Annotated in this window: 25 protein-coding genes; 10 read left to right on the top strand and 15 right to left on the bottom strand. The window is 42.8% G+C overall.

Annotated features, from left to right (window positions below; all coding sequences use genetic code 11):
- Nucleotides 1-92: 92 nt before the first annotated feature.
- Nucleotides 93-1253, bottom strand: coding sequence for a right-handed parallel beta-helix repeat-containing protein (locus Q3A68_RS22835; RefSeq protein ID WP_302903467.1), 1161 nt, complete (start codon nucleotides 1251-1253; stop codon nucleotides 93-95).
- Between the two features lie 359 nt (nucleotides 1254-1612).
- Here Q3A68_RS22835 and Q3A68_RS22840 point away from each other — a divergent pair, with 359 nt between their 5' ends.
- Both Q3A68_RS22840 and msrB read left to right on the top strand, forming a co-directional pair.
- Nucleotides 1613-4177, top strand: coding sequence for a ligase-associated DNA damage response DEXH box helicase (locus Q3A68_RS22840; RefSeq protein ID WP_302903491.1), 2565 nt, complete (start codon nucleotides 1613-1615; stop codon nucleotides 4175-4177).
- A 628-nt stretch (nucleotides 4178-4805) separates the two neighbouring features.
- Nucleotides 4806-5312 (top strand): peptide-methionine (R)-S-oxide reductase MsrB, encoded by a 507-nt coding sequence (gene msrB / locus Q3A68_RS22845; protein WP_302903468.1) that lies wholly within the window; start codon nucleotides 4806-4808, stop codon nucleotides 5310-5312.
- Nucleotides 5313-5345: 33 nt separating this feature from the next.
- Here the strand turns inward: msrB and Q3A68_RS22850 are convergent, their stop codons facing one another.
- Entirely contained in the window at nucleotides 5346-6173 is an 828-nt protein-coding gene (locus tag Q3A68_RS22850; protein ID WP_302903469.1) for a class I SAM-dependent methyltransferase, read from the bottom strand.
- 98 nt (nucleotides 6174-6271) lie between these two features.
- Complete coding sequence (locus Q3A68_RS22855) at nucleotides 6272-7033, bottom strand: phosphosulfolactate synthase (protein ID WP_302903470.1); 762 nt, start codon at nucleotides 7031-7033, stop codon at nucleotides 6272-6274.
- Between the two features lie 235 nt (nucleotides 7034-7268).
- Between Q3A68_RS22855 and Q3A68_RS22860 the strand changes: the two genes are divergently transcribed.
- Nucleotides 7269-7652 (top strand): right-handed parallel beta-helix repeat-containing protein, encoded by a 384-nt coding sequence (locus tag Q3A68_RS22860; protein ID WP_302903471.1) that lies wholly within the window; start codon nucleotides 7269-7271, stop codon nucleotides 7650-7652.
- A 102-nt stretch (nucleotides 7653-7754) separates the two neighbouring features.
- Here the strand turns inward: Q3A68_RS22860 and Q3A68_RS22865 are convergent, their stop codons facing one another.
- Entirely contained in the window at nucleotides 7755-9158 is a 1404-nt protein-coding gene (locus Q3A68_RS22865; RefSeq protein WP_302903472.1) for a tetratricopeptide repeat protein, read from the bottom strand.
- 262 nt (nucleotides 9159-9420) lie between these two features.
- Between Q3A68_RS22865 and amaB the strand changes: the two genes are divergently transcribed.
- The 4 genes from amaB to Q3A68_RS22885 all read left to right on the top strand — a co-directional run bounded on the left by amaB (nucleotide 9421) and on the right by Q3A68_RS22885 (nucleotide 14288).
- On the top strand, nucleotides 9421-10962 hold the full coding sequence (amaB, locus tag Q3A68_RS22870; RefSeq protein ID WP_302903473.1) for an L-piperidine-6-carboxylate dehydrogenase: 1542 nt from the start codon (nucleotides 9421-9423) through the stop codon (nucleotides 10960-10962).
- A 21-nt stretch (nucleotides 10963-10983) separates the two neighbouring features.
- Entirely contained in the window at nucleotides 10984-12624 is a 1641-nt protein-coding gene (locus Q3A68_RS22875) for a S8 family serine peptidase (RefSeq protein WP_302903474.1), read from the top strand.
- A 132-nt stretch (nucleotides 12625-12756) separates the two neighbouring features.
- Nucleotides 12757-13740 carry a pyruvate dehydrogenase complex E1 component subunit beta gene (locus Q3A68_RS22880; RefSeq protein WP_302903475.1) on the top strand — a complete coding sequence of 328 codons (984 nt, stop codon included), beginning with the start codon at nucleotides 12757-12759 and terminating at the stop codon, nucleotides 13738-13740.
- A 173-nt stretch (nucleotides 13741-13913) separates the two neighbouring features.
- Nucleotides 13914-14288, top strand: a complete 375-nt coding sequence (locus Q3A68_RS22885) for a response regulator (RefSeq protein ID WP_302903476.1) — start codon at nucleotides 13914-13916, stop codon at nucleotides 14286-14288.
- Between the two features lie 8 nt (nucleotides 14289-14296).
- Here Q3A68_RS22885 and Q3A68_RS22890 read toward each other — a convergent pair whose 3' ends face one another.
- The 8 genes from Q3A68_RS22890 to Q3A68_RS22925 form a co-directional block, all read right to left on the bottom strand.
- Nucleotides 14297-14698 carry a hypothetical protein gene (locus tag Q3A68_RS22890; protein ID WP_302903477.1) on the bottom strand — a complete coding sequence of 134 codons (402 nt, stop codon included), beginning with the start codon at nucleotides 14696-14698 and terminating at the stop codon, nucleotides 14297-14299.
- A gap of 62 nt (nucleotides 14699-14760) precedes the next feature.
- Entirely contained in the window at nucleotides 14761-15183 is a 423-nt protein-coding gene (locus tag Q3A68_RS22895; RefSeq protein WP_302903478.1) for a DUF4267 domain-containing protein, read from the bottom strand.
- Between the two features lie 67 nt (nucleotides 15184-15250).
- Nucleotides 15251-15826 (bottom strand): Crp/Fnr family transcriptional regulator, encoded by a 576-nt coding sequence (locus tag Q3A68_RS22900; RefSeq protein WP_302903479.1) that lies wholly within the window; start codon nucleotides 15824-15826, stop codon nucleotides 15251-15253.
- Nucleotides 15827-15917: 91 nt separating this feature from the next.
- Entirely contained in the window at nucleotides 15918-16427 is a 510-nt protein-coding gene (locus tag Q3A68_RS22905) for a DinB family protein (protein ID WP_302903480.1), read from the bottom strand.
- A gap of 114 nt (nucleotides 16428-16541) precedes the next feature.
- Nucleotides 16542-16832, bottom strand: a complete 291-nt coding sequence (locus tag Q3A68_RS22910; RefSeq protein WP_302903481.1) for a hypothetical protein — start codon at nucleotides 16830-16832, stop codon at nucleotides 16542-16544.
- Nucleotides 16833-16900: 68 nt separating this feature from the next.
- On the bottom strand, nucleotides 16901-17341 hold the full coding sequence (locus Q3A68_RS22915; RefSeq protein ID WP_302903482.1) for an Hsp20/alpha crystallin family protein: 441 nt from the start codon (nucleotides 17339-17341) through the stop codon (nucleotides 16901-16903).
- A 262-nt stretch (nucleotides 17342-17603) separates the two neighbouring features.
- Nucleotides 17604-18575 (bottom strand): 3-keto-disaccharide hydrolase, encoded by a 972-nt coding sequence (locus tag Q3A68_RS22920; protein WP_302903483.1) that lies wholly within the window; start codon nucleotides 18573-18575, stop codon nucleotides 17604-17606.
- Between the two features lie 118 nt (nucleotides 18576-18693).
- Entirely contained in the window at nucleotides 18694-19023 is a 330-nt protein-coding gene (locus Q3A68_RS22925) for a hypothetical protein (RefSeq protein WP_302903484.1), read from the bottom strand.
- Between the two features lie 146 nt (nucleotides 19024-19169).
- Between Q3A68_RS22925 and Q3A68_RS22930 the strand changes: the two genes are divergently transcribed.
- The 3 genes from Q3A68_RS22930 to Q3A68_RS22940 all read left to right on the top strand — a co-directional run bounded on the left by Q3A68_RS22930 (nucleotide 19170) and on the right by Q3A68_RS22940 (nucleotide 22587).
- Entirely contained in the window at nucleotides 19170-20714 is a 1545-nt protein-coding gene (locus tag Q3A68_RS22930; protein ID WP_302903485.1) for a lipase maturation factor family protein, read from the top strand.
- 237 nt (nucleotides 20715-20951) lie between these two features.
- Nucleotides 20952-21365 carry a hypothetical protein gene (locus tag Q3A68_RS22935; RefSeq protein WP_302903486.1) on the top strand — a complete coding sequence of 138 codons (414 nt, stop codon included), beginning with the start codon at nucleotides 20952-20954 and terminating at the stop codon, nucleotides 21363-21365.
- Nucleotides 21366-21501: 136 nt separating this feature from the next.
- Nucleotides 21502-22587 carry an acyltransferase family protein gene (locus Q3A68_RS22940; protein WP_302903487.1) on the top strand — a complete coding sequence of 362 codons (1086 nt, stop codon included), beginning with the start codon at nucleotides 21502-21504 and terminating at the stop codon, nucleotides 22585-22587.
- Between the two features lie 2 nt (nucleotides 22588-22589).
- Here Q3A68_RS22940 and Q3A68_RS22945 read toward each other — a convergent pair whose 3' ends face one another.
- The 3 genes from Q3A68_RS22945 to Q3A68_RS22955 form a co-directional block, all read right to left on the bottom strand.
- A complete protein-coding gene (locus tag Q3A68_RS22945) occupies nucleotides 22590-23861 on the bottom strand; it encodes an MFS transporter (protein ID WP_302903488.1) in 1272 nt (423 codons plus the stop codon).
- A 119-nt stretch (nucleotides 23862-23980) separates the two neighbouring features.
- Nucleotides 23981-24829, bottom strand: coding sequence for an NAD(P)-dependent oxidoreductase (locus Q3A68_RS22950; protein ID WP_302903489.1), 849 nt, complete (start codon nucleotides 24827-24829; stop codon nucleotides 23981-23983).
- Between the two features lie 130 nt (nucleotides 24830-24959).
- Nucleotides 24960-25334, bottom strand: coding sequence for a VOC family protein (locus Q3A68_RS22955; protein ID WP_302903490.1), 375 nt, complete (start codon nucleotides 25332-25334; stop codon nucleotides 24960-24962).
- Nucleotides 25335-25527: the final 193 nt, after the last annotated feature.

The following is a 25527-nucleotide window of genomic DNA, read 5'->3' on the forward strand; positions in this document are numbered from 1 at the left end:
CATCTTTGGTGGATGTTTGAGTTTTTAACAACTTTTGTATCATCAATAATAGTCAACCTATTTTAGGACCTTACATTGTGATACCTCCCTAATTAATTCATTGTAATGATGGTAGTTGGTAGTAGGCTGGCATCAATACTCGCTTTTAATGAATTGGTTGTCCATCCGTCAGGCTGGAATGCGGTCGACGGATCCCACCATGCGTCCATCTCTGCGCCTGATTTTTGGTAGAACCTTATTTTATTATAGCCCATGTAAATATTTGAACTTGATGCACCCGAGTAGTTGCCATAACAAAGACCACAATTTGAATAAGGCGTGCTTATGCTATAAATAGTATTATGATCCATTTTAATATGGCTGCCGCCCTGAACCTGCATACCAACAAAACCCCCGTTTACGACAATATTATTACGTGCCACCTGGTATGAGCCCCCAACGTCACCTAATACGATACCTGCGCCGCCGCCTGAGTCATTCTGCACCTGTCCGCCCCTGATCCAGTTGCCAATTACCTGAACCGAATCGCCTGGTAAACCATCACACTGGTAAATGCTTATGCCGTCCTGCGGGTGTAGTGCTACGCCCGCGATATCTTCGCAACGGTTATAATTTACCTGTATGCCACCACCGCTTACATTGTTTAACTGGACAAAGTTACCTGAAGGGAACGGCCCGTTCATGTTCAGGAATTGGTTAGAGTTTACCTTAACAGTTTTACACTGCATAGCATTAACACCAGCTCTCACGTTGGTAATAAAACAACTATCGATAGTTACATTGGTGCAATTGGATAACTGAATCCCGTCGGTGGTGGAGTTCATGATTTTACACTTAGTAATGTGCACATTATTGCAATTGCTAAGATGGATGCCAATAGTTCCACCATGATTAACATCGATCAATTCGCCGCTGATGGTAATATTGTTTTGCCCGTTTAAACTGATAGGGGCAGATGCCTTGTATGTGAAATTTGTTGAAGTGCCTGTAGTTCCGGTTCCGGTAGTAGCACCTGTAGTAGTGCCGCCGCTGGTGGTGGTTCCACCGGTCGTAGTTCCCGTGGTAGTTCCGGTAGGACTTTTAGTAGGGCCAACACCTGATGAATTATGACTTTTATCCAACGTATTTGCATTGGTTGAAGAAGGAACAACCGAGCTGTCCTTTGAGCAGGATGTAAAAATGGAAGTTGAAAGCAATGTAACTCCTAACATTAAGCCCATCCACGAGGTGGTTTGTTTGCGTTTCAGAATCATAATAGTTAAATTAATTAGGGTCTTTTGTACGGGGCATGTTAACTAATAGTTACACATAATTTTGATTTGGAGAAAATAAGTTAATTTTTAATACCGTAATTTTTAGTTGATATTAAAACTGGGAGTGCTAAAAGAGGAAGAGTTTGGCGAGTTAGAATAAACTCATTTATACTATATTATGCAATTTACCTAAGTAATGTGGTGGCAGTATTTTGACATCATACGCTAAAAATTCAAGTACTAGTTAATCGTGCTATAATTTTGTTAACTGGCCCTCCTATTATGAACGTGACGCCCGTTCAGGTAATTTTTATTATAGCATGCAACTAATCGTAATTAAAATTGTAAGTTGAATTGTGATGACAATAGGGCAGCAAATTATTGCAGAATGGTATAAACGCAAGAACTGGCAGCAATTTCCTTTTCAGCAGGAGATGGAGGCGGCGTACCTTAGGGGCTATTCGGGTTTGCTGAATGCACCGACTGGTAGTGGTAAAACTTTTGCGCTATTTTTGCCGTTCCTGGCCGATTATATCAACAGGAATCCGGACACCTGGCATACCCGCTTAAATAACGGCCTGATGATGCTTTGGATAACACCTTTGCGCGCGTTAACTAACGATATTAAAAAGGCCATGCAGGAGGTATGCGAGGAAATCGGCTTGCCCTGGAAAATCGGCACACGTACCGGTGATACTCCCGCAGCAGAAAAGCAGGCCCTAAAAACCAAACTCCCCGAAGTACTCCTTACTACGCCAGAAAGCTTACACCTGATGATGGCACAAAAGGAATACCCTAAAATATTCGCGCAATTGCAGGTAGTGGTGATCGATGAATGGCATGAGTTGTTGGGGACTAAACGTGGGGTACAGGTGGAGCTGGGTTTGTCCCGGCTTAGGGCCCTTTCCTGGAAGCCTGAAGTCATTGACTCAGGACTCAGGACTCGGAACCAGGGGCTCCGAATCTGGGGTATCAGTGCAACCATCGGTAACCTGGAGCAGGCATCGGAGGTGTTACTGGGTAACGATTTTCCTAAAGAGCAGGTGAAAATGGTGCGGGCGCATATCGATAAAAAACTGGTCATCAAATCGGTCATTCCTGAAAATATTGAGAGTTATTCCTGGTCGGGGCATATTGGGGTAAAACTGCTACCGCAGGTGATGGATATTGTGGCCAGAAGCAAAACTACACTGATATTCACTAATACCCGTTCGCAGTCAGAAATATGGTACCATGCTATTTTGGACAATTATCCCGAGTATGCCGGCATTATGGCTATGCATCACGGTTCGCTGGATAACGAATTGCGGAACTGGGTAGAGCAGGCGTTACATGCCGAAGCATTAAAGGTAGTGGTATGTACATCAAGCCTGGATCTTGGGGTCGATTTTCGCCCCGTTGATACGGTGATACAAGTAGGTAGTCCGAAGGGCGTAGCGCGGTTTATGCAAAGGGCAGGACGTAGCGGGCATGCTCCCGGAGCGATATCGAGGGCTTATTTTGTGCCAACGCATTCGTTGGAGTTATTGGAAGGTGCTGCGTTGAAGCAGGGCATCAAACAGGGTATCTACGAAAGCCGCGACCCGATGTTGCTTACTTATGATGTATTGGTACAGTACATGGTCACATTAGCAGTTTCTGATGGTTTCAGGGCGGATGATCTGTATAAGGAAGTGAAGACATCATATGCCTTTGCGGACCTAACCCGTAAAGAGTTTAACGACCTACTCGACTTTGTAACACATGGAGGTAATGTACTGGCACAATACGATGAGTTTTTGAAAGTGGAGGTAGAGAACGGATTATATCTGGTAAAAAGCCGACGGGTAGCCATGCGGCACCGACTGAGCATCGGCACTATCACCAGCGATGTGAGCATACGGGTAAAGTGGCTTAGCGGCAAAAGTCTGGGAACTATTGAGGAGTCATTCATCTCCAAACTAAAACCAGGGGATCACTTTTGGTTTGCAGGGCAAAGTCTCGAGTTTATCCGGGTGAAGGAGATGAGCGCCTATGTCAGGAAATCAAAAGCCAAAAAGGGGTTGATACCAAGTTGGATGGGAGGACGGATGCCGTTATCATCACAGCTTTCGGCAGTTTTCAGGGACAAACTGGATGAAGTAGCACATGGGATAGAAAACGATGAGGAAGTCGTCGCTCTTAAGCCCTTGTTCAATTTGCAGGCCGAATTATCACACCTGCCCCAAAGCCATGAGTTTTTGATTGAGTCATTTCATTCGCGGGAAGGGCATCATTTGATATTTTATCCTTTCGAGGGGCGCCTGGTGCATGAAGGGATGGCATCGCTGCTGGCTTACCGCATCTCGAAGATCAAGCCATTTTCGTTTTCCATCGCTATGAATGATTATGGGTTTGAATTACTGGCAGATGACGAGATTCCCATTGAAATGGCTTTAGAAGACGCCAGCTTCTTTTCTATCGATAACCTGCTGGATGATATTCTGCATAGTCTAAATGCCAACGAGATGGCAAAAAGAAAATTCAGAGATATTGCACATATCGGTGGTTTGGTATTTACCGGCTATCCGGGTCAGCCGGTGAAGAGCCGGCATTTGCAAGCGTCCACGTCGCTGCTTTTTGATGTGTTCAGCGAATATGAACCTAATAATCTTTTAGTAAGGCAAGCTTATAATGAGGCGTTGGCTTTTCAGTTGGAAGAATTCAGATTACGGGAAGCGTTGCAGCGGATTGTTAAGCAAAATATTATTCTAAAACAGATATACCGGCCAACGCCATTTGCTTTTCCTATAATGGTAGATAGCCTGGGCAGAGAACGCCTTACTACCGAAACGTTGGAAGAGCGCATAGCACGATTAACTAAGCCCTATGATTTCGACGAAACGGGCAAGTTGCAAAGGAATCAGGACAAATCTAAAGGAAGAATGATGAAACGCGGACTGTAGCTCTTTATTGAGCATCGGAACAGTTTTAGCGGCTAAAAAGTAGAAAAAATAAAAAAGAGGGAATGCTTAGATATAAAGCAATCCACTCTGCAAGTACTTGAGATACTGCATAACCTAAACAAGCTTTAGGCCAAATGTCCGGTTAATCGAATAACTTTTTACCTCTGATCACTACCGTAGCGATAATTAACACTATCGGTAAAACAGTTATGATCACCCCTACTAAGGTGTACGTATTCATCGTGTTTGAATTATGGTTCTGAAAATCTGCAAATATCGCGCCAGTTTTTAATAGTGGCCTGTTTATTAACAATTTAGCATTTATCAAGTTAAGCCTATATTGGTATTTGGTCTAACTGGGAATCATATTCCGCAAAAAACGTGGAAAAAAATTTCCTTTGTGTAAAATTTTCCACAATAAATTATTGAATATCAGCTTAATATTATAACTAACTAAAGTAGGCCTGAAATCAAATTGCTATTACTTATTTTGCTATTAGTCAGCGTATTTGTTTATAAAAAACAATAGAATACAATAGAAATAAATTATAAGGGAATTGGTGTAAGGATTATAAATCCTTTACGACAAATAAATATAAGTAAAATTTATAACATTTTGATAATGAATATGAAAAAAGTTAATCTGATTGTTGCTGCTGTTTTTCTGGCAACATTAAGCGCATGTGGGCAGACTCATTCAAAAGACAAAGTGGTGACCGGAAGCTCAGAGGATGTGAAAACTTATCCGGAGGCAAAATCCAATTCTTATTGGAAAAATGTATTATCGCCCGAGGCATACGATATTATGGTGAACAAGGGAACAGAACCACCATTTCACAATCCTTATTGGAATAACCATGAAAAAGGCATTTATGTTAGTGCAGCTACGGGGAGGCCATTATTTAGCTCAGATGCCAAATTTGATTCAGGTACAGGCTGGCCGAGCTTTTTTAAGCCGGTCGATCCCAAGGCAATCATGATTGTTAAAGATTATTCGGACGGCATGGTGCGTGATGAGGTGGTTGAGCGCAGCACTGGGTTACACCTGGGGCATGTATTTGATGATGGACCGGCACCTACGGGCCTGCGCTATTGCCTGGATTCGTACGCATTGAAATTTGTTAAGGCGAAATGAGATCGGTTAAATAAACTATCAACGACACGTATATTAACCACTATTTTTTCTCCCCGCTATCATCATATGCGGGCTTAATGAAAGAAGTGAAGGGTCGCTTTCGGTGACCTTCATTAATTGCATTATTCTTTCTTTCTTTTTGGGCTCTGAACGCGTTTCAAAGTAGTTTTTATCCATCCATATCAGACCTTCAACTGCATAAGTGTCCAGATAAGTTAAACCGGATTCCGTGAATTCAGCTTTCAATTCATCCGGCCGGTGAAAATAGGCTGATGGCAACACGCCAGGCATGCTTTTAGGCGGGATATGGATACCGCTTTTTAACTCTTTCATACACATATCAAATATCTCAGGCGCATGAATAAAGCCATTCAACAAGGCAGCAATCGTCGAGGCGGTGTGATTAATCGCAAACCCCAATACGATTCCGTTAGGCTTTAAAACTCTTTTTGCTTCCGTGATTGAACGTATGCGGTCAGTCTTCGATTGAAGATGATATAATGGCCCATGTAGGATTACTACATCTGCAACATTATCTGCCAACTCCAGTTTTTGTGCCTCACCCAGCAGACTTTTAAATGGTTTCTTTGCTTTGGTTGATCGCTTGTTGGCTTGTCTGATATGCTTTTCAACCGGATCGATCAAAATCACCTCGTGTCCCAAACCTGTCAGCCATTCTGAATAAACTCCTGGCCCGCCACCCACATCTATAACCGTTCCTTTTTTAGGCAGATAACGACCGATCAGTTCCTTATTCCGCTCAAATTCCAACGGACCCAGGCCCAATTGAAGTCGGCCTTCTTCGGATGTGTTTGAATAGAAATCGTCTATATCGGGATTGATGAGTTTGGATGAGGCCATAGTTTACAGTCCGAAGATAGTAAAGTAGTGACGTGTTTTAAAACAAAAAAGCCCTCAGAAAATCAATCCGAAGGCCTTGCCAACATATGCAGATGTATTTACAGGTTCAAAAAATGATCAAAGGTATCGCTGCGGATACCTAAGCGAAGAGTCTCCAGCGGGATTACTTCCGCGGGGGCTATATTACCCAAACTCACATTGGCACCTATCAACTTAATAAACCACACCTGTTGTGCCTTTTGCGGGGCTTCCCAAATGATCTTTTCTTCAGGTATCTGGGTTAGTATTTCATCTACCAAGCCCTGCCTCACCTCTCCCGAATCGCGATAAATCCCCACATTACCGCTTTCACGTGCCTCGGCTATTACCTTCCATGATCCTGCTTCTATTTCGGCATTCATCAGTTTGATCCACTTGTAAGGAGCGAATATTTTAGTCACGTCTTTGGAGCCTACTTCCGATATCACCGTTACCTGCTCGCTCAGTTTGCGGATATAATCGCATTTCACCTCATGTTCTATTTCGATCGAGCCATCCGAGACTTCGGCATGCTCCATCTGGTATTTATCCAACGTCCGGCGATAATCATCAAACTGGTTACGTACGATGAATGCCTCAAACAACGTCCCGCCGAAATATACCGGGATTCCCGCTGCGCGATAAAGCTTTAATTTTTCGTCGAGGTTTGGGGTGACAAATGATGTTGCCCAACCCAGCTTCACAATATCGGTATACGGACCACCTACTTCTATAAAATCCTCAACCTGACGTAAACTCAACCCCTTATCCATCACCATCGTAATGCCACTGTTTCGGGGTTTAATAGTGCGTTCCGGAATATTGTTTAAAGGGTAGTTCATCGTTATTTATTTTAGTTATAGACTATAACAAAAAGTTTTAATGGTGCAAATATCACTAAAAAAACTAAAATACGCCAATCGCTTTGGTTTAAATCATGTAAAATATCTGATAGGACCTAAGAAATTATCACTGGATTGTAGTAAAAATAACTACAATTCTTTCGTAATTATATCGACAATATCGCTCAACCGCTATCCCGTATAAAAACCATCTGTCAATTAAAAAATAATCATCATGGAAAATTCAAATTACAGATCATCACAGCCCATATCATTAAATGGTGTTCATGATATAACCATTTGCGACTATTCGATAAATGGCGGTGCACTTTCCTGTATTGACCTGGTTGATTGTTACAATATTCACATAACACAATGTGAACTCCTCAACTCCGATCTGTCAGGAATCTCGTTAATAGGTTGTGATAATATTTTAATTGACAACTGTTATGTTGCCAATGTCCTTGATGGGATACATTCCCTGAATGGCACCAATATACAAGTGAAAAATAATAAGATAAAGAAAATAGGCCCCCAATGCATGTTAGTCAGATTTGAAAATACCGGAAGTGATGTAGCCGGAACAAGTAGCTACTCAATCAATAACCAATTTGAGTAGGAAAATAATGTGGTAGGTTTAGTGATTAAGTAAGGCCCCCGGTCACCCGGGGGCTATTTTTTAGAAAATTTTTTGATCGGTGTTGGTACCGATTCAACTCATTTATTTAGTATACCTGTTGATGATATCCAGTATCACCTTATTTTTCTGAAGCTGGGGTAGGTAATCAAACAGGATATAATGTTTTTCCGGGTCCGAAGCTAATGCCAGTTCCAGAAAATTCAGTGCTTCTTTATAGTCACCCGAGGCGAACAAGTAGGCTACCATACGATAATACAATTCGGCTGCTTCTGGGTTGTTCTTTATCGCCTGCGACATTACCTCAATAGCTCCTGTAAGCTTGCTCTGCTCATACAAAATAGAAGAGTAATCCAACCAGGCATCCACATCAACCGGGTTTAATTCAACCACTTTCTCATATGCCTGTTCTGCTTCTGTTATGTGACCAAGTTTATACTCGGCATCAGCTATGGCAAACCAATAATCAGCATTGGCAATATCCAGATCGAGTGCTTTTTTGTAAAAGTGTAATGCCTCAAAGTAGCGTTCCTCAAAATCAAGCGTTACACCAATGCCAAACCAGGCATCTGCCAGCTTGGAGTCCATCTTTACTGCCTTTTTGTAAAAGGCTCGCGCATCATCCATCTGCTCCAGCTTTTCATAGCATTCGCCAATAGCACAATAGGTATCGGCATTAGGTTGCTCGTATTCAAATGTCTGGCGGTACACTTCTATGGCTTCTGCATATTTTTCAAGATTTACCAAAGCATTACCTTTATTAAAGTAAGCTGATGCAAAACTGTCTTTTATCAAAATAGCATAGTCGTATGCGTCAATCGCTTTTTCGAACAAACTGAGTTTGGTGTAAGCGTTACCCAAGTTATACCATGCCGCGTAGCTATATGGCTCGCTATCAATATACTGCATGTAAAACTGTACGCTTTCTTCCTGATTGTCCATCACGTCATAACAAAACGCCAGTTCGTAAAGGGCATCCTGGTTTTCCATGTTCTGCTGCAAACACTGCTTCAGGTAATTGATGGCAGTGTCATAGTCGCCCATGTTTTGGTACACATAAGCCAGGTGCAGCAAAATTTCATCCGTTTCGTCGGCAAGCTCTAGGGCCTTTTCATAATTCTCCAACGCTTCTGAATAACGCTCCATGCTTTCGTAAAGATTGCCACGGATAATATAAATATCCGCATCAGAAGCTTCGAGCATGGCCGCCTTCTCCAGCGATACGAATGCATCGCTGACACGGTTGGTGACAACAAAAAGTTGGGCTTGCTTAATTAAAAATACTGCTGCAAATGGGTGTTGGTTACATGCGTACTCTACCACTTGCAGGGCTTTCGCCGGGTCATTCTTTTCGATGTAGTAGTCGATAATGTTTTCAAACGCCTGCGCATCAAAAAAATACTGGTCATGATTACGAATCATTTCTTCGTAACGCTCCACTGAGAACTTGGGGTCCTCAGTGAATCCAAATTCAAATTCTTCTTCCATTCAATATATTTTTAAGAACGCCAGCTGCCATTGATCTACCCGACGTCATCGGGTTATTTAGGTCTAATTAGCCTTTGCTGAGATCAAATTACGATTAGTAAGCATCCTTAGTTATATCAAGTTTTCAACATTCAAACATTCTTAACAAGGTTTTTTACAAGTGCCTGATAGTAAATGAAAAACATTTTGGCGCTTTTAGCCTGGCAAAAGATGAGTTGAAATAAATTGCCTTAAAGATTTTACCTTTGACAAATTTACGATTATGAGCCTTAATATTTCAGAGATCCTCAATCATTTACATATAAACGACAATAATGATGCCTATAGTACAGGCAATCAGTGGGGAAGCAGTACAGGAGCCGGGGTAAAGACCATCACCTCACCTGTAGATGGTAAAAAAATAGCTTCGGTGAAGCTGGCTACTGAGGATGATTATAACAAAGTAATTGCGCAGGCCGCCGGGGCGTTTAAAAAATGGCGTAGCGTGCCCGCCCCAAAACGCGGGGAAATTGTGCGCCAGATAGGCGAAGCATTGCGTGCCAAAAAACAGGAGTTAGGTGCACTGGTGTCGTACGAAATGGGGAAAAGCCTGCAGGAAGGCTATGGCGAAGTGCAGGAAATGATCGACATCTGTGATTTTGCTGTCGGCTTAAGTAGACAGCTGTATGGCCTCACCATGCAATCAGAAAGGGCCGAGCACCGCATGTATGAGCAGTATCATCCGCTGGGCATTGTCGGAATTATATCAGCATTCAACTTCCCGGTGGCGGTTTGGAGCTGGAATGCCATGCTGGCCTGGGTTTGCGGCGACGTTTGCGTTTGGAAACCATCCGAAAAAACACCTTTGACGGCTATAGCCTGCCAGCATATTGCACAGGAGGTATTTGCGAAGAATGACGTCCCAGAAGGTGTGTCATGCCTGGTGATTGGTGACAGAGTGGTTGGCGAATTAATGTCGAATGATCCACGCGTGCCTTTGGTTTCAGCTACCGGCTCAACCCGCATGGGCAAAGCCGTAGGTGCAGCTGTAGGAGCCCGTTTAGGCAGAAGCTTATTGGAACTTGGCGGCAATAATGCCATTATCGTAAGTCAGCATGCGGATTTGGATACAGTGCTTGTCGGTGCTGTATTTGGTGCTGTTGGCACTGCCGGTCAGCGCTGCACATCTACCCGTAGGCTGATCATTCATGAAAGCGTTTACGATCAGTTCAAGCAAAAACTGGTAAAGGCCTATGCACAAGTACGCATCGGCAATCCATTGGATGAGCATAACCACATGGGCCCGCTGATTGATACCGACGCAGTAAAAATGTATATGGATGCTATTGAAAAGTGCAAAACTGAAGGCGGAAAGTTTGTTGTTGAGGGTGGCAAACTGGAAGGCGCAGAATATACATCAGGCTGCTATGTGAAGCCTTGCATTGCCGAAGTCGAGAATGGTTACAAAATAGTTCAGCACGAAACCTTTGCTCCTATACTATATTTAATAAAATACAGTTCATTAGAGGATGCAATTGAAATGCAAAATGCAGTTCCTCAAGGGCTTTCATCAGCCATTATGACGAATAATTTGCGCGAGGCAGAACAATTCCTGTCTTTTGCTGGTTCTGACTGTGGTATTGCCAATGTAAACATAGGTACATCCGGTGCTGAAATAGGCGGCGCATTTGGGGGTGAAAAAGAGACAGGTGGCGGCCGCGAATCGGGTTCTGATGCATGGAAAGTTTATATGAGAAGACAAACCAACACAATCAATTATTCAACTAAATTACCACTGGCGCAAGGCATTAAATTCGACCTGTAGCTTATATACTGATAAAAATAAATGCGTACTACCCCAAGAGTTCTGATAAGCTGCACGTTATTAGCTTTTTTATTCACTGGTTTTAGCAGTTCGGCGCAAACATTGCCGCCGTCACAACCCGATCCGCCTAAGGATTGGTTTGCACTCGATCAAAAGACTGATGGTTATTTCGGAATAAGTCTTAAGCAAGCTTATCAATTTATTAACGGCCAGAAAAGTAAGCCTGTGATCGTAGGTATTATCGATAGCGGTGCTGATACCTTGCAAAAAGATCTGCAAGGCGTCTTTTGGAACAACCCCAAAGAAAGGGCCGGGAATGGGAAGGATGATGACCATAATGGTTATGTGGACGATATCCACGGATGGAATTTTCTCGGCGGACCGGCCGGCAAATGTGATTTCAATGAAACTGAAGAAGAAGTAAGAGAATATCAGCGGCTGAAGGAAAAATACTTGACCCTGACTGAAGCCACTGCAACCGACAAGAAAGAATTTGCTTACTGGACGAAGGTGAAAATGGAGTACGATTCCACTATCACTAAGGCCCGCGCCGAAAGCAATCAATTATCGCCTATACTGAATGCGCTGGTTGAAACCAGCGGTTATGTGCGACATGCGTTAAACCTGAAATCAAACCAAACTTTTACTAAGGCTGATGTTGAACATCTGCAGGCCGCTAACGACACACTTACTGAGGTTAAAAATCTTTGGATGATTGCCTTTAGTGAGGATGTATCCACCAGTACGAACGTAAAAGTGCTTAAGGAATTAAGTGAATACATGACCAAGCTTAATAATTCATTAAATCCGGACGTCGAAGTCCGCAAGCGTATTGTAGGCGATGATCCGGACGTGCTGGATCATAAAACTTATGGAAACAACAAGCTGAAATTTAGCGATGCCTCACACGGTACCGGCGTAGCTGGTTTGGTAGGTGCTGTCCGCAACAATGGTTATGGTATTGATGGTGTTGCAGATAATGTGAAACTGATGATCATTAAAGCGGTACCAAATGGCGATGAGTATGATAAAGACGAAGTTAACGCCATACATTATGCGGTTGACAATGGAGCCAGGATTATTAACATGAGCTTTGGTAAAAAAATATCCCCTCATAAAGAATGGCTTGACGAAGCATTTAAATATGCCGCCACACATGATGTATTGTTGGTACAAGCGGCAGGGAACGATAACCAGGATGTAGACGCAAAACCTGATTACCCGAATGATACTTTTGCTGATGGTTCAATTACTGATATGGATAATGTTATCAATGTGGGTGCTTCAGGATTAAAACTGGGCGATAGCCTGGCTGCCAGCTTCAGCAATTTCGGACAAAAGAATGTCGATGTATTTGCACCTGGCGTAAAGGTGACCTCGATTGATAGCGATGCTGAAACCATTACGGAAGATGGAACAAGTTTTTCAGCTCCGATAGTTACCGGTATTGCATCGTTGATAATGGAATATTATCCCTCACTAAGTGCTAAACAAGTAAAGCAGGCTATTTTGGAATCGGCAACTCCGCTAAAAGATGTTATGGTTTTAAAACCGGGTACCAAGGAAAAGGTTGACTTTACTAAGCTTTGCAAAACAGGCGGAATTGTAAACGCACGATTGGCTTTGGAGATCGCCTCAAAGATGAAAGGCGAGCGGAAATGATTGATTAAGTTGGGTGCTTCATGTCTGGTATTTCGCATCCTTATGTAAAAAACTTGTCCCACTCATTACCCCAATTGCAATTAACACATTAGTGATTATATTTGCGTTCGCAAAAATTCATTTAAAATAATAATGAGAGAAATACAATTCAGAGAAGCGCTTCGTGAAGCTATGAGCGAAGAGATGCGCAAGGACGATAAAATATACCTGATGGGTGAGGAAGTGGCCGAGTATAACGGTGCCTATAAAGTAAGCCAGGGTATGCTGGATGAATTTGGCGCCAAACGCGTTATTGACACTCCGATCTCTGAATTAGGCTTTGCCGGTATCGGCATCGGTTCAGCCATGAATGGCCTGCGTCCAATCATCGAGTTTATGACCTTCAACTTCTCGCTGGTAGCTATTGACCAGATCATCAACGGGGCTGCCAAGATCATGTCGATGAGTGGGGGCCAGTTTTCTGTGCCGATCGTATTCCGCGGTCCTACTGGTAACGCAGGTATGCTAAGCTCGCAGCACAGCCAGTGTTTTGAAAACTGGTATGCCAATTGCCCTGGTCTGAAGGTGGTGGTTCCATCGAACCCATATGATGCCAAAGGTTTGTTAAAATCTTCTATCCTTGATCCTGATCCGGTAATCTTCATGGAATCGGAATTGATGTATGGCGATAAAGGCGAAGTTCCTGAAGAAACTTATTATATCCCCCTTGGAAAAGCAAATGTAACCAAAGAAGGTTCCGATGTAACCCTGGTTGGTTTCGGCAAGATCATGAAAGTGGTTAACGCGGCGGCAGCCGAACTGGAAAAAGAAGGCATTCATGCTGAAGTGATCGACCTGCGTACGGTTCGCCCGATCGATTATGAAACCGTGATCAACTCAGTTAAAAAGACAAACCGTTTGGTAATTGTTGAAGAAAGCTGGCCATTAGGCTCTATTGCTACTGAGGTTGCCTTTAAAGTACAAAAAGATGCATTTGATTATTTAGATGCACCTATCCTGCGCATCATGGGTGGCGACGTTCCGCTTCCTTACGCACCAACTTTGATACAGGAATACCTGCCAAACGCAGAACGTGTGATCAAAGCGGTAAAGGAAGTAATGTACGTAACTAAATAATTTCGTCTCTATAAGAGAAAATATTAAAGCCCCGATGAATTTCATCGGGGCTTTAATTGTTGAATAATCGTTGAAAACTTTTAGTAAAAAAACTGCAACTTAGCGGCTTTTACTCCGTATAATTTAAATAGTTACAGAAGGTCCCCTTGCCTGTTTTAAGCCCCCAAATTATTATGCGGAAACATGTTGTCGTAATTGTTGATAATCCATCCAATCTTGAAACCATAACTGAATTACTGGAGCATTCAGGTTATGTAGTTAGTGTCCTGATGTCTTTTTCATCAACGAAAGAACTCGCTTTTTTGCGCCCGGATTGTTTTATTATTAATGAATGGCTCCCTGAAATATGCGGACACGCCATCTGTTTGATGCTTAAGGCACAGGCTCAAACCAAAAACACGCCCGTAATTTTACTGTCCGATATGTTTGATGAGCCGCTTGAAAACCGTTGTGACGCTGATCGGATTCTGAAAACTCCTTTCCAACTGTATAATCTGCCGCAAATAGTTTCTCTGGTGATCAGAAACTCGAAACTGGTACATAATTAACCCGCCGTTTAACTGAACTTAAAAATACTCAGCAGGATAATTGTAAAAAATAAGGTCATCTGTGTCAAATAGAACAGCTTGATACGATTAATAGTACCTATCGCCTGATCTCTTTCTTTTATTTGTCTTTCCAGTTTGGATTTTAATCGGGTGCCAGCCAAAAAGCCATTCAAAACAAGCGTCAATATCAGTGCAAGCTTAATTTTAAACCATATCTGATGGGCAAAAGCACCGTGGGTAATGATCATCATACCGGTTCCGGAAAGTATAAGAAACGTTGCGCCGATACCCAGCAGCGCTGAAAACTTATCCATTAATGCCAGTAGATTTAATGAGGGCAGCGCGTCTTTTTTAAAGCTTTTCGAAAAGACATTAAAAGTAACTGTTTCGGCAATTGTGGTCCCTAACATTAGTGCCAAGCCTGAAAGATGAATTATCAGGCAGATGTTCAATAAAATCATTGCGTTTATAATTAATAAATTACTTGAGTTTTATTCCTGAAAAGCAGAAAGCTGGTTACCGCCATATATAACGCGGTAAGCCCATGTATCAGCAGGTGTTGAGTATCCGAAGGGCCGTTGGTTGCCAGTACGATCAGGCAATCAGTAGCAGGTATAATAATGGCCGCAGTAAATACCCAGGCGGTTGCCCTGCGCATTTCAAAAAACAAGAGTGGTAAAAGCACTAGGCCCGAAAATATATCGCGTATACCTTTTATGCGGCCAAATGCAATATCGTTGTCGCTGGAAAAATTAATGCCGAATCCAATTGCACCCGCATGCGGGTTTACAATAAACCGTATTCCTACAAAAATTATCCCCGCTGCAACAAGCAACGTCATCCAAAAAGATGCGGAGTTGGCACCCCATTTGCTGTTTTGATTAATTGTTTTCATATGCTGTTATTTGTTTAACAGCACAAAATTCAGCAATGGAAATTCCCGGTGCATTCACCCAGGTTAATTAATACTTGCCGGCAATACGTTTACGGATCCGGCTTAATGATTGTGGTTTAATACCCACATAGGAGGCGATATAGTATTGGGGAATGCGCTGTGCAATGTCGCGAAAATTGGATAAGAATTTGCTATAGCGTACTTCCGGCGGATCGGTATATAATGATCCTATTTGGTTGATGGCATCCAGGTATACCTGTTCGACGGCCAGGCGGCCAAATCGCTCGCCATGCTCCACCTCCCTGTAAAACTGTTGGATATCGTTAAAACTGATCACAAATAGGGTGGTATCCTCAAGCGCCTGTATATTTATGTCTGATGGCATTTGGGGCAGGAAGCTTGTATAAACGCAAACAAATTCGCCTTCTTTATTGAAGTAATTGGTACGCTCTTCACCATCACTGTTGAAGTAATACCTTACAAGCCCGGTTTCGATAAAAGTGATATACCGGCAGATACTTCCGGCTTGCAGCAAATGCTCGCCCTTTTTAAAAACCTTTTTATGAAATAATCTGTGTACAATTTCCTCATCCGAGGCTGAAAGCGGTATAAAATATCTGATCGTATTTAAAAGAGAATCCATAGTCAGCCAAGCCGGACTTACAGTCCGGAACAATAATAAGGATTGAGACGCTTATTTAAAAAGGATGTAAGGATTGCAAAATCAATTTTTATTATCCCGCAGTAAAGCTTTTATCATCAGCAGACGGCCCGTAAATAGACGGTACGGGAATGTCATTTAATCGCATATAAACCGTTAATTGTCCCCGGTGATGCACCATATGATTGATGGTCGACTCAACCTGTTCTTTCTTTGGCGAACTGAATAAAACTTTTCCATTGGCCTTTAGGTAGAAAGTTTCTGAAAGTTCGCCTTCTTTTAATCCGCGCAAAGCGTCTTTTGCCTCTGAAACATTTTGCTTAAAATGGTTCACCAGGTCAAGGGTTGTTTCAGCCTTCATATGCTGAAAAGTAGCAAAATCAATCTCTGATTTTTTGATGATATGTGTTATCCACATGGGTATTTCGGCCACAAGCAATGCGAGGTAACCTAGCTCCATTGATTTTTCGTGTGGTTTCCAGCCAAACAGTTCAGGCGGGATACGTTCAAGGCATTTTAAAGTAGAGGTGGTTTCTGCTTCGAGCTCTTTGGCAAATTCGGCGGCAAATAATTGATCGTTCATGGCTTTGGTTGTTACTGTCACGAAAAAACAGATTCACAGGAGAATAGTTTTCAAAAAAAAGCCCCAGCGCCTCTCGGCCCCGGGACTTCGACTTAGCACTATAACTGAGCAGATTTACGATAATTCAAGGTTATTTATCCTGAAAATTTCCTTTGCAATATACTTGCAGTTGAGAGCAAATTCATCAAGCGTACACCCAATGGTTTTTACTCCTTTGGGAACGTCACCCTCCATCACTATCATATCAATATTAAGTGCCTGATCTTCATAAGCTGAGCTTCTTCCCGTTAAGCCGCTAAAAATTTCATTAGCACGCTTACTATCGTTACCAAGGTAATACTCGCCAAAATAACTGTATCCGCCTGGTTGTTTCAAGCTCAACGTCAGGTAATACTTAGTTTTCATCTCCATAGCCATTTGTTACTTAAGCAATAAATAATTGTCTTAAGCATTTTAACCATGTGAAAATTAATTTATTTAACCTCTATCTGCCGGCTAACGGTTTTGGCTTCTTCTCTTTTTGCAATATTTATTTTAAGAACGCCATCGGTGTATTCTGCTTCGATACCCGAATCATCGGCACTTTCAGGCAGGGTGAACGAACGTACAAACGAAGAATAACTATACTCGCGTTTGCTGTAATTCTTTTTTTCATCCCTGTTTTCCTGGCGTTGCTCAACAGAAATGGTCAGAACGTTTTGTTCAAGATTCAGTTTAAAGTCGTCTTTTTTTAGACCGGGAGCGGCAAGCTCGATATGGAAGTGATCGGGTGTTTCGCTGATGTTAGCGGCCGGTACACGGGTCGTCATACGATCAGACAAGAAAGCATCATTGAAAAATGATTCGAAAATATCATTAAAGCCTGGCATTAATGAATTATTCTTCTTTTCGGGACTAAATTTAACCAATGTCATAGGTTTTCCTCCTTAACTAGATTTAATGATTGAACTTATTATTAATTAAATTAAACTTGAGAATCTCGTATTCTCTGTTCAAAGCTTAACAAGTAAAATGCCAATGATCTTTAGAAGGGATTTCAGGTGAAAAAATTTCATTTAGTGTGAAAATTTTGCAGTTAAAAACTGTCAAAATTTCGCTGTCGATGCATTTGTCGGTATAAAAATAAAGCCCTTAATAGCAATTCAAGGCTTTAGTGTGGGTCGGCTTGTTTTTAGATTATTTAGCCGGAGTTAAAACAATATTTCTGTAATCAATAGGGCCATGATCGCCCTGTAACAGTATGGGGCCGGGCTCACCTTCCTTACTGTTAATAGCACCACCTGTTATACCTGGAATTACCTGGTTGCAGATCACCATCCTTCCATTAGCTACAACAGTGACCATGCGGCCAACCAGTGTGATGTCATAGGTTTGCCATTCTCCGGGATTTTTTGCCATCATCACGTTGGGCGGCAGGAAGCCGTAGATAGAGCTAAACTGATTGTTGATAGGCTCCGGCTCGCCACTTTTGGTATCGATGATCTGGGTTTCATAGCGACCGCGCAGATAAACACCGCTATTGCTGCCCTGCTGGTAACGGAACTCGATATGCAGTTTAAAATCGGTAAAGGTTTTATCGGTCATCAGGTTTGCGCCCGAGTGTTTGCTTCTCAGCATACCATTTTCTACTACCCATTGGTTTTTGCCGTCGGTGTGCCAGCCTTTCAAATCTTTGCCGTTAAATATTTTGATAGGTGCGCCCCAGGTTGGTGTTTTAGTACGTGCCATTAATGGCGCACGCACGCCGCTGAAATTGTAGGTTTGGCCATCGGTATATACCATTGTACCTTTTATAGCGTCGCCATTCACTTCAAATTCAAAATCCATATTCCTGTTTCCGGGCTCCCATTGAGGTGGTATCGAAAAGCTATATTTAGTACCGTTTACCTTTACTTCTGAAATTGGCCGCGCGCTGCCGAAAGCATATACAAAGCGACCGATCAGGGTATGCGTGCCCGATTTCTGTACCTCTAACCATGATGGTAATACTTTACCGTCTTTCTCTAAATTCAAATCCCACCGGCCTATCACATCCGGGTCTTTCATCATCGTGGATTGTGCTGATGATTTAAGAGAAGCAAAAATAAGTAAGCTTAAAATAAATTGCGCCTGCACAAACAGGCGGATAAACAGTGGAAGTCTTTTCATATTCTTAGGTTTATAATTTTTAAAACTACTAACTAATTTGAATTTTTAGGTCTGATACGGCTAAAATAAAAAGGCCCGCGGATCTTATTCCGGGGCCCAGTTTTAGGTTTTGATTTCTTTATTTGGCTTCCATTATTTTAGTAACTTCTATTGTATCATTCGTAACGTTAGCATCTACCTCTACATCTTTTCCGGCATAGTCTGTCACAGCTTTCTGGTTTGATATTTTATAAACCTTATCGCCCGAAACAAGTACCGCCGATGCCCCGCCTGCTATACATTTGTTGACGCATTTAATACGGTCCGCTTTTGCGCCCATATCCATTTTGGCCTCCGCGCAGTGCGAATCACTGATAAAACCTTTCAGATGTTGTGTGTCGATGCCAGTAAATGCCATTCCAATGCTTACCGTAAGTACAATGGCAAATGATAAGAGTAAATTTTTCATTGCAGTAGTTTTTTAAGGTGATGATGAAGCCGTTATGGCAGCCTCACCGGGATTTGATTTAATGAATTGGTAATCAAATATAATAAACATTCATAACACCAAAAGGTTGTACGATTTGTTTTAATAAATTTAATCAAAGAAATGGAATGCTTTCAGACACTTTGACTGCCCAACCGATCACTCTCGGGGGAAATACCCCGCCAACCTATTGGCTTACGCGGTTCATGATCCTGCGGCTGCTGGGCGTGGTGTATGCGGTGGCATTCCTGGTAGCTATTAATCAACTCGTTCCCTTAATTGGTAGTAATGGGTTGCTCCCTGTCGGGAATTACCTCAACCTCGTGAGCCATTCATTAGGCTCAAACTTCGCGGGTTTCGTGCGGCTGCCATCCGTCTTTTGGTTCTGGCATTCAGATACCACGCTGCTTGCTGTAGCATGGATAGGGTTTATTTTTTCATGTGTGGTAGTTACAGGATATACCAACGCGCCCATGCTTGGTTTGATATGGTTTTTGTATATGTCCATTGTTCACGTGGGACAAGACTGGTATGGATATGGCTGGGAAATTCAGCTCAATGAAACCGGGTTCCTTGCGATCTTTCTTTGCCCGCTTATTGATATGCGCCCTTTCCCAAAACGACCAGCGCCCATTGCTATTATCGTTTTATTCAGATGGCTGATATTCCGGATTATGCTGGGCTCGGGGTTGATCAAATTCCGGGGTGACGAAGCCTGGCGGAATGGAACTGTGCTGTTCCATCATTTTGAAACGCAGCCCATACCCGGTCCGCTGAGCCGTTGGTTTCATTTTTTACCCCACTTTTGGTTAAAGATCGGCGTATGGTTCAACTGGCTGGGTGAACTGGTGGCTCCCTGGTTTATTTTCTGGCCACGACTTGGTCGGTATATAGCAGGTTCAATAATTGTACTTTTCCAGTTAAGCATCATTCTCAGCGGCAATCTGTCTTTCTTAAATTGGCTAACCATCATTCCTGCTCTTGCTTGTTTTGATGATGGTTTTTGGGCGAAATTGTTGCCCCGGGTATTGGTCCGAAAAGCTGCCACAGCTGCTGGCCGTGCCGAAGATTCCAGGCCGATGCTCACTACCTCCTATATCATTGCCGGACTGGTGGCTTTGCTCAGCCTTCAGCCGGCGTTTAACCTGCTATCTAACCAGCAGATCATGAATACTTCTTTCGATCCCTTCGATCTGGTGAACACCTACGGCGCTTTTGGAAGCGTAGGCCTGGAGCGACTTAATGTAGTGTTCGAAGGGACGATGGATGACACGACTAATAATAAGGCTGTCTGGAAACCTTATATTTACAAAGGTTTGCCTGTTCGCCTGGACAAACAACCGCCGCAGATAGCGCCCTATCAACCGCATCTTGACTGGCAGATGTGGTTTGCCTCCATGTCCACTGCAGACCAATACCCCTGGACATACAACCTGGTCTGGAAGCTGCTGCATAACGACCCGATTGCAACTGGCCTATTCGCCGAAAATCCTTTCCCCGGCAAACCGCCGCGATTTATCAGGGCAACCATATACCGCTATAAATTTGCCGAACCCGGCAATCCGCAACACCTCTGGTGGACGTGCGAACCATTGGGTTTGTGGATGCCTGTGCTATCGATAAAAGATCCGCAGTTGGTTAAGTTTTTGAGGCATGAGGGGTGGGTTAGGTAGTTGGCAGTTTGCTGGATTGTGTCTATCTGATTAATCAAATTAAAAATCGTATCCAAATGGGGTGGTATAAATTTATTCATATAAGTACTTGCTTCAAAAAATCAACAAGACGACATCAACAAAGGTCTCAACATTATACCACCTTTTTATCTGAGAAATCAGCGCAATCAAACTAATCAGCGGTCCAGGCAACTCATCAGAAATATCTCCCGTACCTGCTTGTAAAAAATTAGAAAAATGAAAAGATTTATACTTGCTTTATCATTGTTAACCGCCACATCTTTAATATTATCGTGTAAAAAAGAAAAGCCACTGCCTGTGGTCAGCTCTTCTAACAAGACCGTTAAATTTGTTTTATACACCAATGAAGATTTCTCTACTGACGAAGACACTATCCGTTTTGCATTGACGATCCGGAATAATGCAGGCACAATTAATGCACGTTCAATTTTTGATACAACATTAATGCTAATGAAAATTAAGGATATTCCGGGTCCGGCAAATAAACTGATTATCTCAAAAACAGTCCCTGATGATGGTTCCATATTGGAAGCCGGATTTATTTATTATACCAGGTTTGGTGTGGGGTCGAAATTTGATACCGTTAGTACCAGTGAAAAAATGAAGGTTTTTGAATATCCTTTTCAGTAGTGCAATTAATCACATTGACATCAATTTGCGTCATTGCTAGGATTCAATTTATTGACAATCAAATAAATAATAACCTTCGAGATTGTTCATAGCGTGAATGTGAACACTTGCTCAAATAAATCCCTATTTTGAGCCCGTGGAAAAATTGAATACCAGCATTTTAAAAACCAAACAGCATTTTGAAATTCTTGATGGATTACGTGGAGTGGCGGCCATGGCGGTAGTTACTTTCCATTTTATGGAAATGGCTTATTCCGATTACGGGCAGAATTTTATTAGTCACGGTTTCCTGGCAGTCGATTTCTTTTTCTGCTTATCGGGTTTTGTCATCGCTTACGCATATGACGACCGCATCGCAAAAATGGGTATGTTGGAGTTTTTCAAATCAAGGCTGATACGCCTGCATCCATTGGTGATTTTTGGTTCTATATTAGGTCTGCTGGCCTTCCTATTCGATCCTTTTGGCGGCCATATTGAACTATACAGTGCAGGAAAAATTGTCCTGGTATTTATTACATCTATACTGCTTATCCCTTTTCCTCTGGTGGCCGACAGGGCATTTAACCTGTTCAGTTATAATGCGCCGGCATGGTCGCTATTTTGGGAGTACGTGGCCAATATTTTTTATGCGCTAATTCTCTGTCGTCTCCAGAAATCCTTTTTGATCGTACTAGCTATCATCTCGGCAGCTTTTATATTTTATATTGCTCACCATGCGGGCAACTTAATGGGCGGCTGGAGCTGGGGTACTTTTTGGGATGGTTGCGCCCGTGTATCTTATTCATTTTTGGCAGGAATGGCAGTTTACCGCTTTAATTTCATCATCAAAAACAAACTGGGATTTATTGGTTTGTCTGTTTTATTGGTCTTGGCTTTTCTCATGCCTTTTTCAAATAAATGGAATTGGCTGAGCGAACCATTGGTGGTAATTCTTTATTTCCCGCTATTGGTTGCATTGGGCGCTGGAGCGATATTGACAACAGGGTTGAGAAAGCTTTGCGTATTATCAGGAAAACTATCATATCCTTTATATATGACCCATTATACCGTGATGTGGATGTTCGGCAATTATTACGCGAACCATAAACCCGGGACAGGTCAGCTTACACTGATTATTATATCGGGATTGATCATATTGCCTGCATTTGCTTACCTGGTTATGGTATTGTATGACCAGCCAGTACGAAATTACTTAAGCAGAAAGAGAGAGCAGAGAAACTGATCTTATTCTTTCATCGACGACCGTGCGGCAAGCAATGCCAGGAAAGTGATTGCAGCGGCAAAAGACAGATAGTAACCCACATAATTGAGTCCATAAGAGGTCGCCAATTTAGTTGCTAATGCCGGTGTAAGCGATGCGCCCAGTATGCCTGCTAAAGTGAAAGCAAGGGATGCTCCGGTATAACGTACCGCCGCAGGAAAAATTCCGGCAAGCGCTGTACCCAGCGGGCCATAGGTTAATCCCATCAGGAACATGCCCAATGAAAGGAAAATCGTTGTAATTACCCAACTCCCTGTACTAAAAAGGGGAGAGAAAGCCAGGCCAAACAGGAAGATAAAAGCGGTAGCAATAATTAACATGTTGGAGCGGCCATAACGATCGGCCAAAAGGGCGGACATAGGTATACCAATGCCAAAAAATAACACCGAGATCATTTGCGCCACCAGGAAACTGCTTTTAGAATACTTAAGGGCCGAAGTTCCCCAACTCAAGGTAAAAACGTTCATCAGGTAGAATAACAGAAAAGTAGTTATTGTTGCAAGAGTGCCGAGGGTAATAGCTTTGCTATGTTTGGTGAACACATCTTTCACAGGCACTTTCACACGCTCATTTTTTTCGATCAGGTTCACGAAATCGGGCGTTTCTGAAATTTTTAAACGCACATACAATCCCACAAAAACCAACAAAGCACTTGCAATAAAAGGGATACGCCAGCCAAAATCCAGGAACTGCTGATTTTGCATGGTCTTCCCTAGTATAAAAAATATCCCGGTTGAAAATAACAAACCAATTGGTGCTCCTAACTGAGGGAACATACCATACCATGATTTTTTTCCTTGAGGAGCATTCTCTATGGCCAGCAAAACGGCTCCACCCCATTCGCCTCCAAGCCCCAGGCCCTGCCCAAAGCGAAATAAACACAAGAGCAAAGGCGCCATTATGCCAATGGTTTGATAGCCGGGTAATAACCCTATGGCAACGGTAGAAGGGCCCATGGTCATCAAAGCAGCTACGAGGGTGGCTTTACGCCCTTTCCTGTCGCCGAAGTGACCGAATAACGCCGCGCCAAGCGGCCTGGCAAAAAAAGCCAGCGCAAAAGTTGCAAACGATTGAAGCGTAGCCGCAGTGGCACTGGCAGTCGGGAAGAACAGCTTAGGGAATACCAGTACTGCTGCCGTGGCATAAATGTAAAAATCAAAAAACTCAATGGTTGTACCGATCAGGCTGGCAATAAGGATTCTTCGTACAGGGTTTGCGGTATGGCTTTGGTTCATTGGGTTAAAGCAAGCTCAAATATAGAAAATATGGTGGCCTGGAGCGAGGCGGAAGGCGCATGGTGTTAGAAGAATAATCATAAACATAAAGCTTTGCACCACGCGCGCCCCGCTACGTGTCAGATATTATCCTTCGCTATAACACTCCAATCTTTACTTCCGTATCCTTTTTCTATCCATTTGTCCATTTCCGCTGCAATAGCAGGTATAGCTGCCAAATGTGCGTTGTGTTTTTCTGCCTCTGTTATCATCAACCCGGAATCTTTTCTGGCCATAACCAACTCCCAGGAAGGCTGATCGAAATTGCCGCTTAGTATACGCTTCATACGTGCAGGCATAGCTGCTGCTGGGTTCCACTCACTAAACAAGCCCTGAATTTCATCTCCTGATATTCCGAGCCCTTTGGCAAGGGCCAGCATATCCGAAATACCAACTGTCATTACTTGCAAAAACAGGTTCCCCGCGAGCTTCATGCCGGCAGCCTTACCCTCGGTTGAGCCAAGATTAAGCAGCTTGCCAGTCATTTTACTCAGTTCGGGTGCAGCATTTTTGATGACATCCTGATCGCCCGAAACCAACATATAGCCGGTGCTTTCCAAAGCATTTGGCGGGCCCATAAATACGGGCGCATGTAAATAGGTAAATCCTTTTGCTTTCCATGCCCTGGTACGCGCAATAGCACCATCGACTGAAGTAGTCGTATGATCAATGATCAAAGCGCCTGGCTCCAATCCGGCTTCTGCATTTTTCAATACTTCATCTATGCTCCCATCATCCCTTAAGGTGAGGTGGACGATATCAGCCCCTTTTACTGCATCTGTTACATTTACAAATACTTTAGCGCCTTCTGATTCCAATGCCCGCGCCCGCGATGGTGTACGATTCCAAACCTGAACCTCATCGCCTTTTTTGCGCATGGCCTTTACAAAGTTCGAGCCGAGCAGGCCCATTCCTAAAAATGCTTTCATACTGCAATTAACAAAATTTTAGGTGCTTCGGTCGCTTATTTTCAATCTGCTTAATAATACCGGAAAAAAAAGAAGTCTTTGGACTTACGACTAAAGACTTATGACTAAAAAAAAAACTGCAAGTTGTATTTTAAACAGGTTCCCAAAGCTCTATGGCGTTGCCTTCCGGGTCGAGGATATGCACAAACTTACCGTAATCATAGGTAGCGATCTCGTCAATGATGGTCACACCATCTTTCTTTAGTTGCTCCACCAACGCTTCCATGTCGGCCACACGGTAATTGATCATAAATTCCTTTTTCGAAGGATCAAAATATTTAGTAGTAGAAGGGAAGGGGTTCCAGGCCGTATAGCCTTCTTGTTCAGGATTATCCTTCTGGCGCCATTCAAAACCACCACCATATTCTCCCGATTCGATGCCGAGGTTTTTTGCATACCAATCACGCATTTTTTTAGTGTCTTCACACTTAAAGAAAATCCCCCCTATGCCTGTTACTTTTTTCATGATCCAAAGGTTTTTGTTTATTCAAGAATACGTTTTTAAACGAAAAAATCAAAGACCGTTATGTGACTCGTCCGGCAAAAACTACACACTTAAAAAAAAAGTGTATGAAACCAACTGACGAGAATTCAGAGGTTGTAGCCCGTTTCCACGAGCGGGGTCATTTTCAAAAAAGTTTACGTGATGAAATTATTGA

It is taken from the genome of Mucilaginibacter tolerans (genome assembly GCF_030519375.1).
Taxonomy (GTDB): Bacteria; Bacteroidota; Bacteroidia; order Sphingobacteriales; family Sphingobacteriaceae; genus Mucilaginibacter.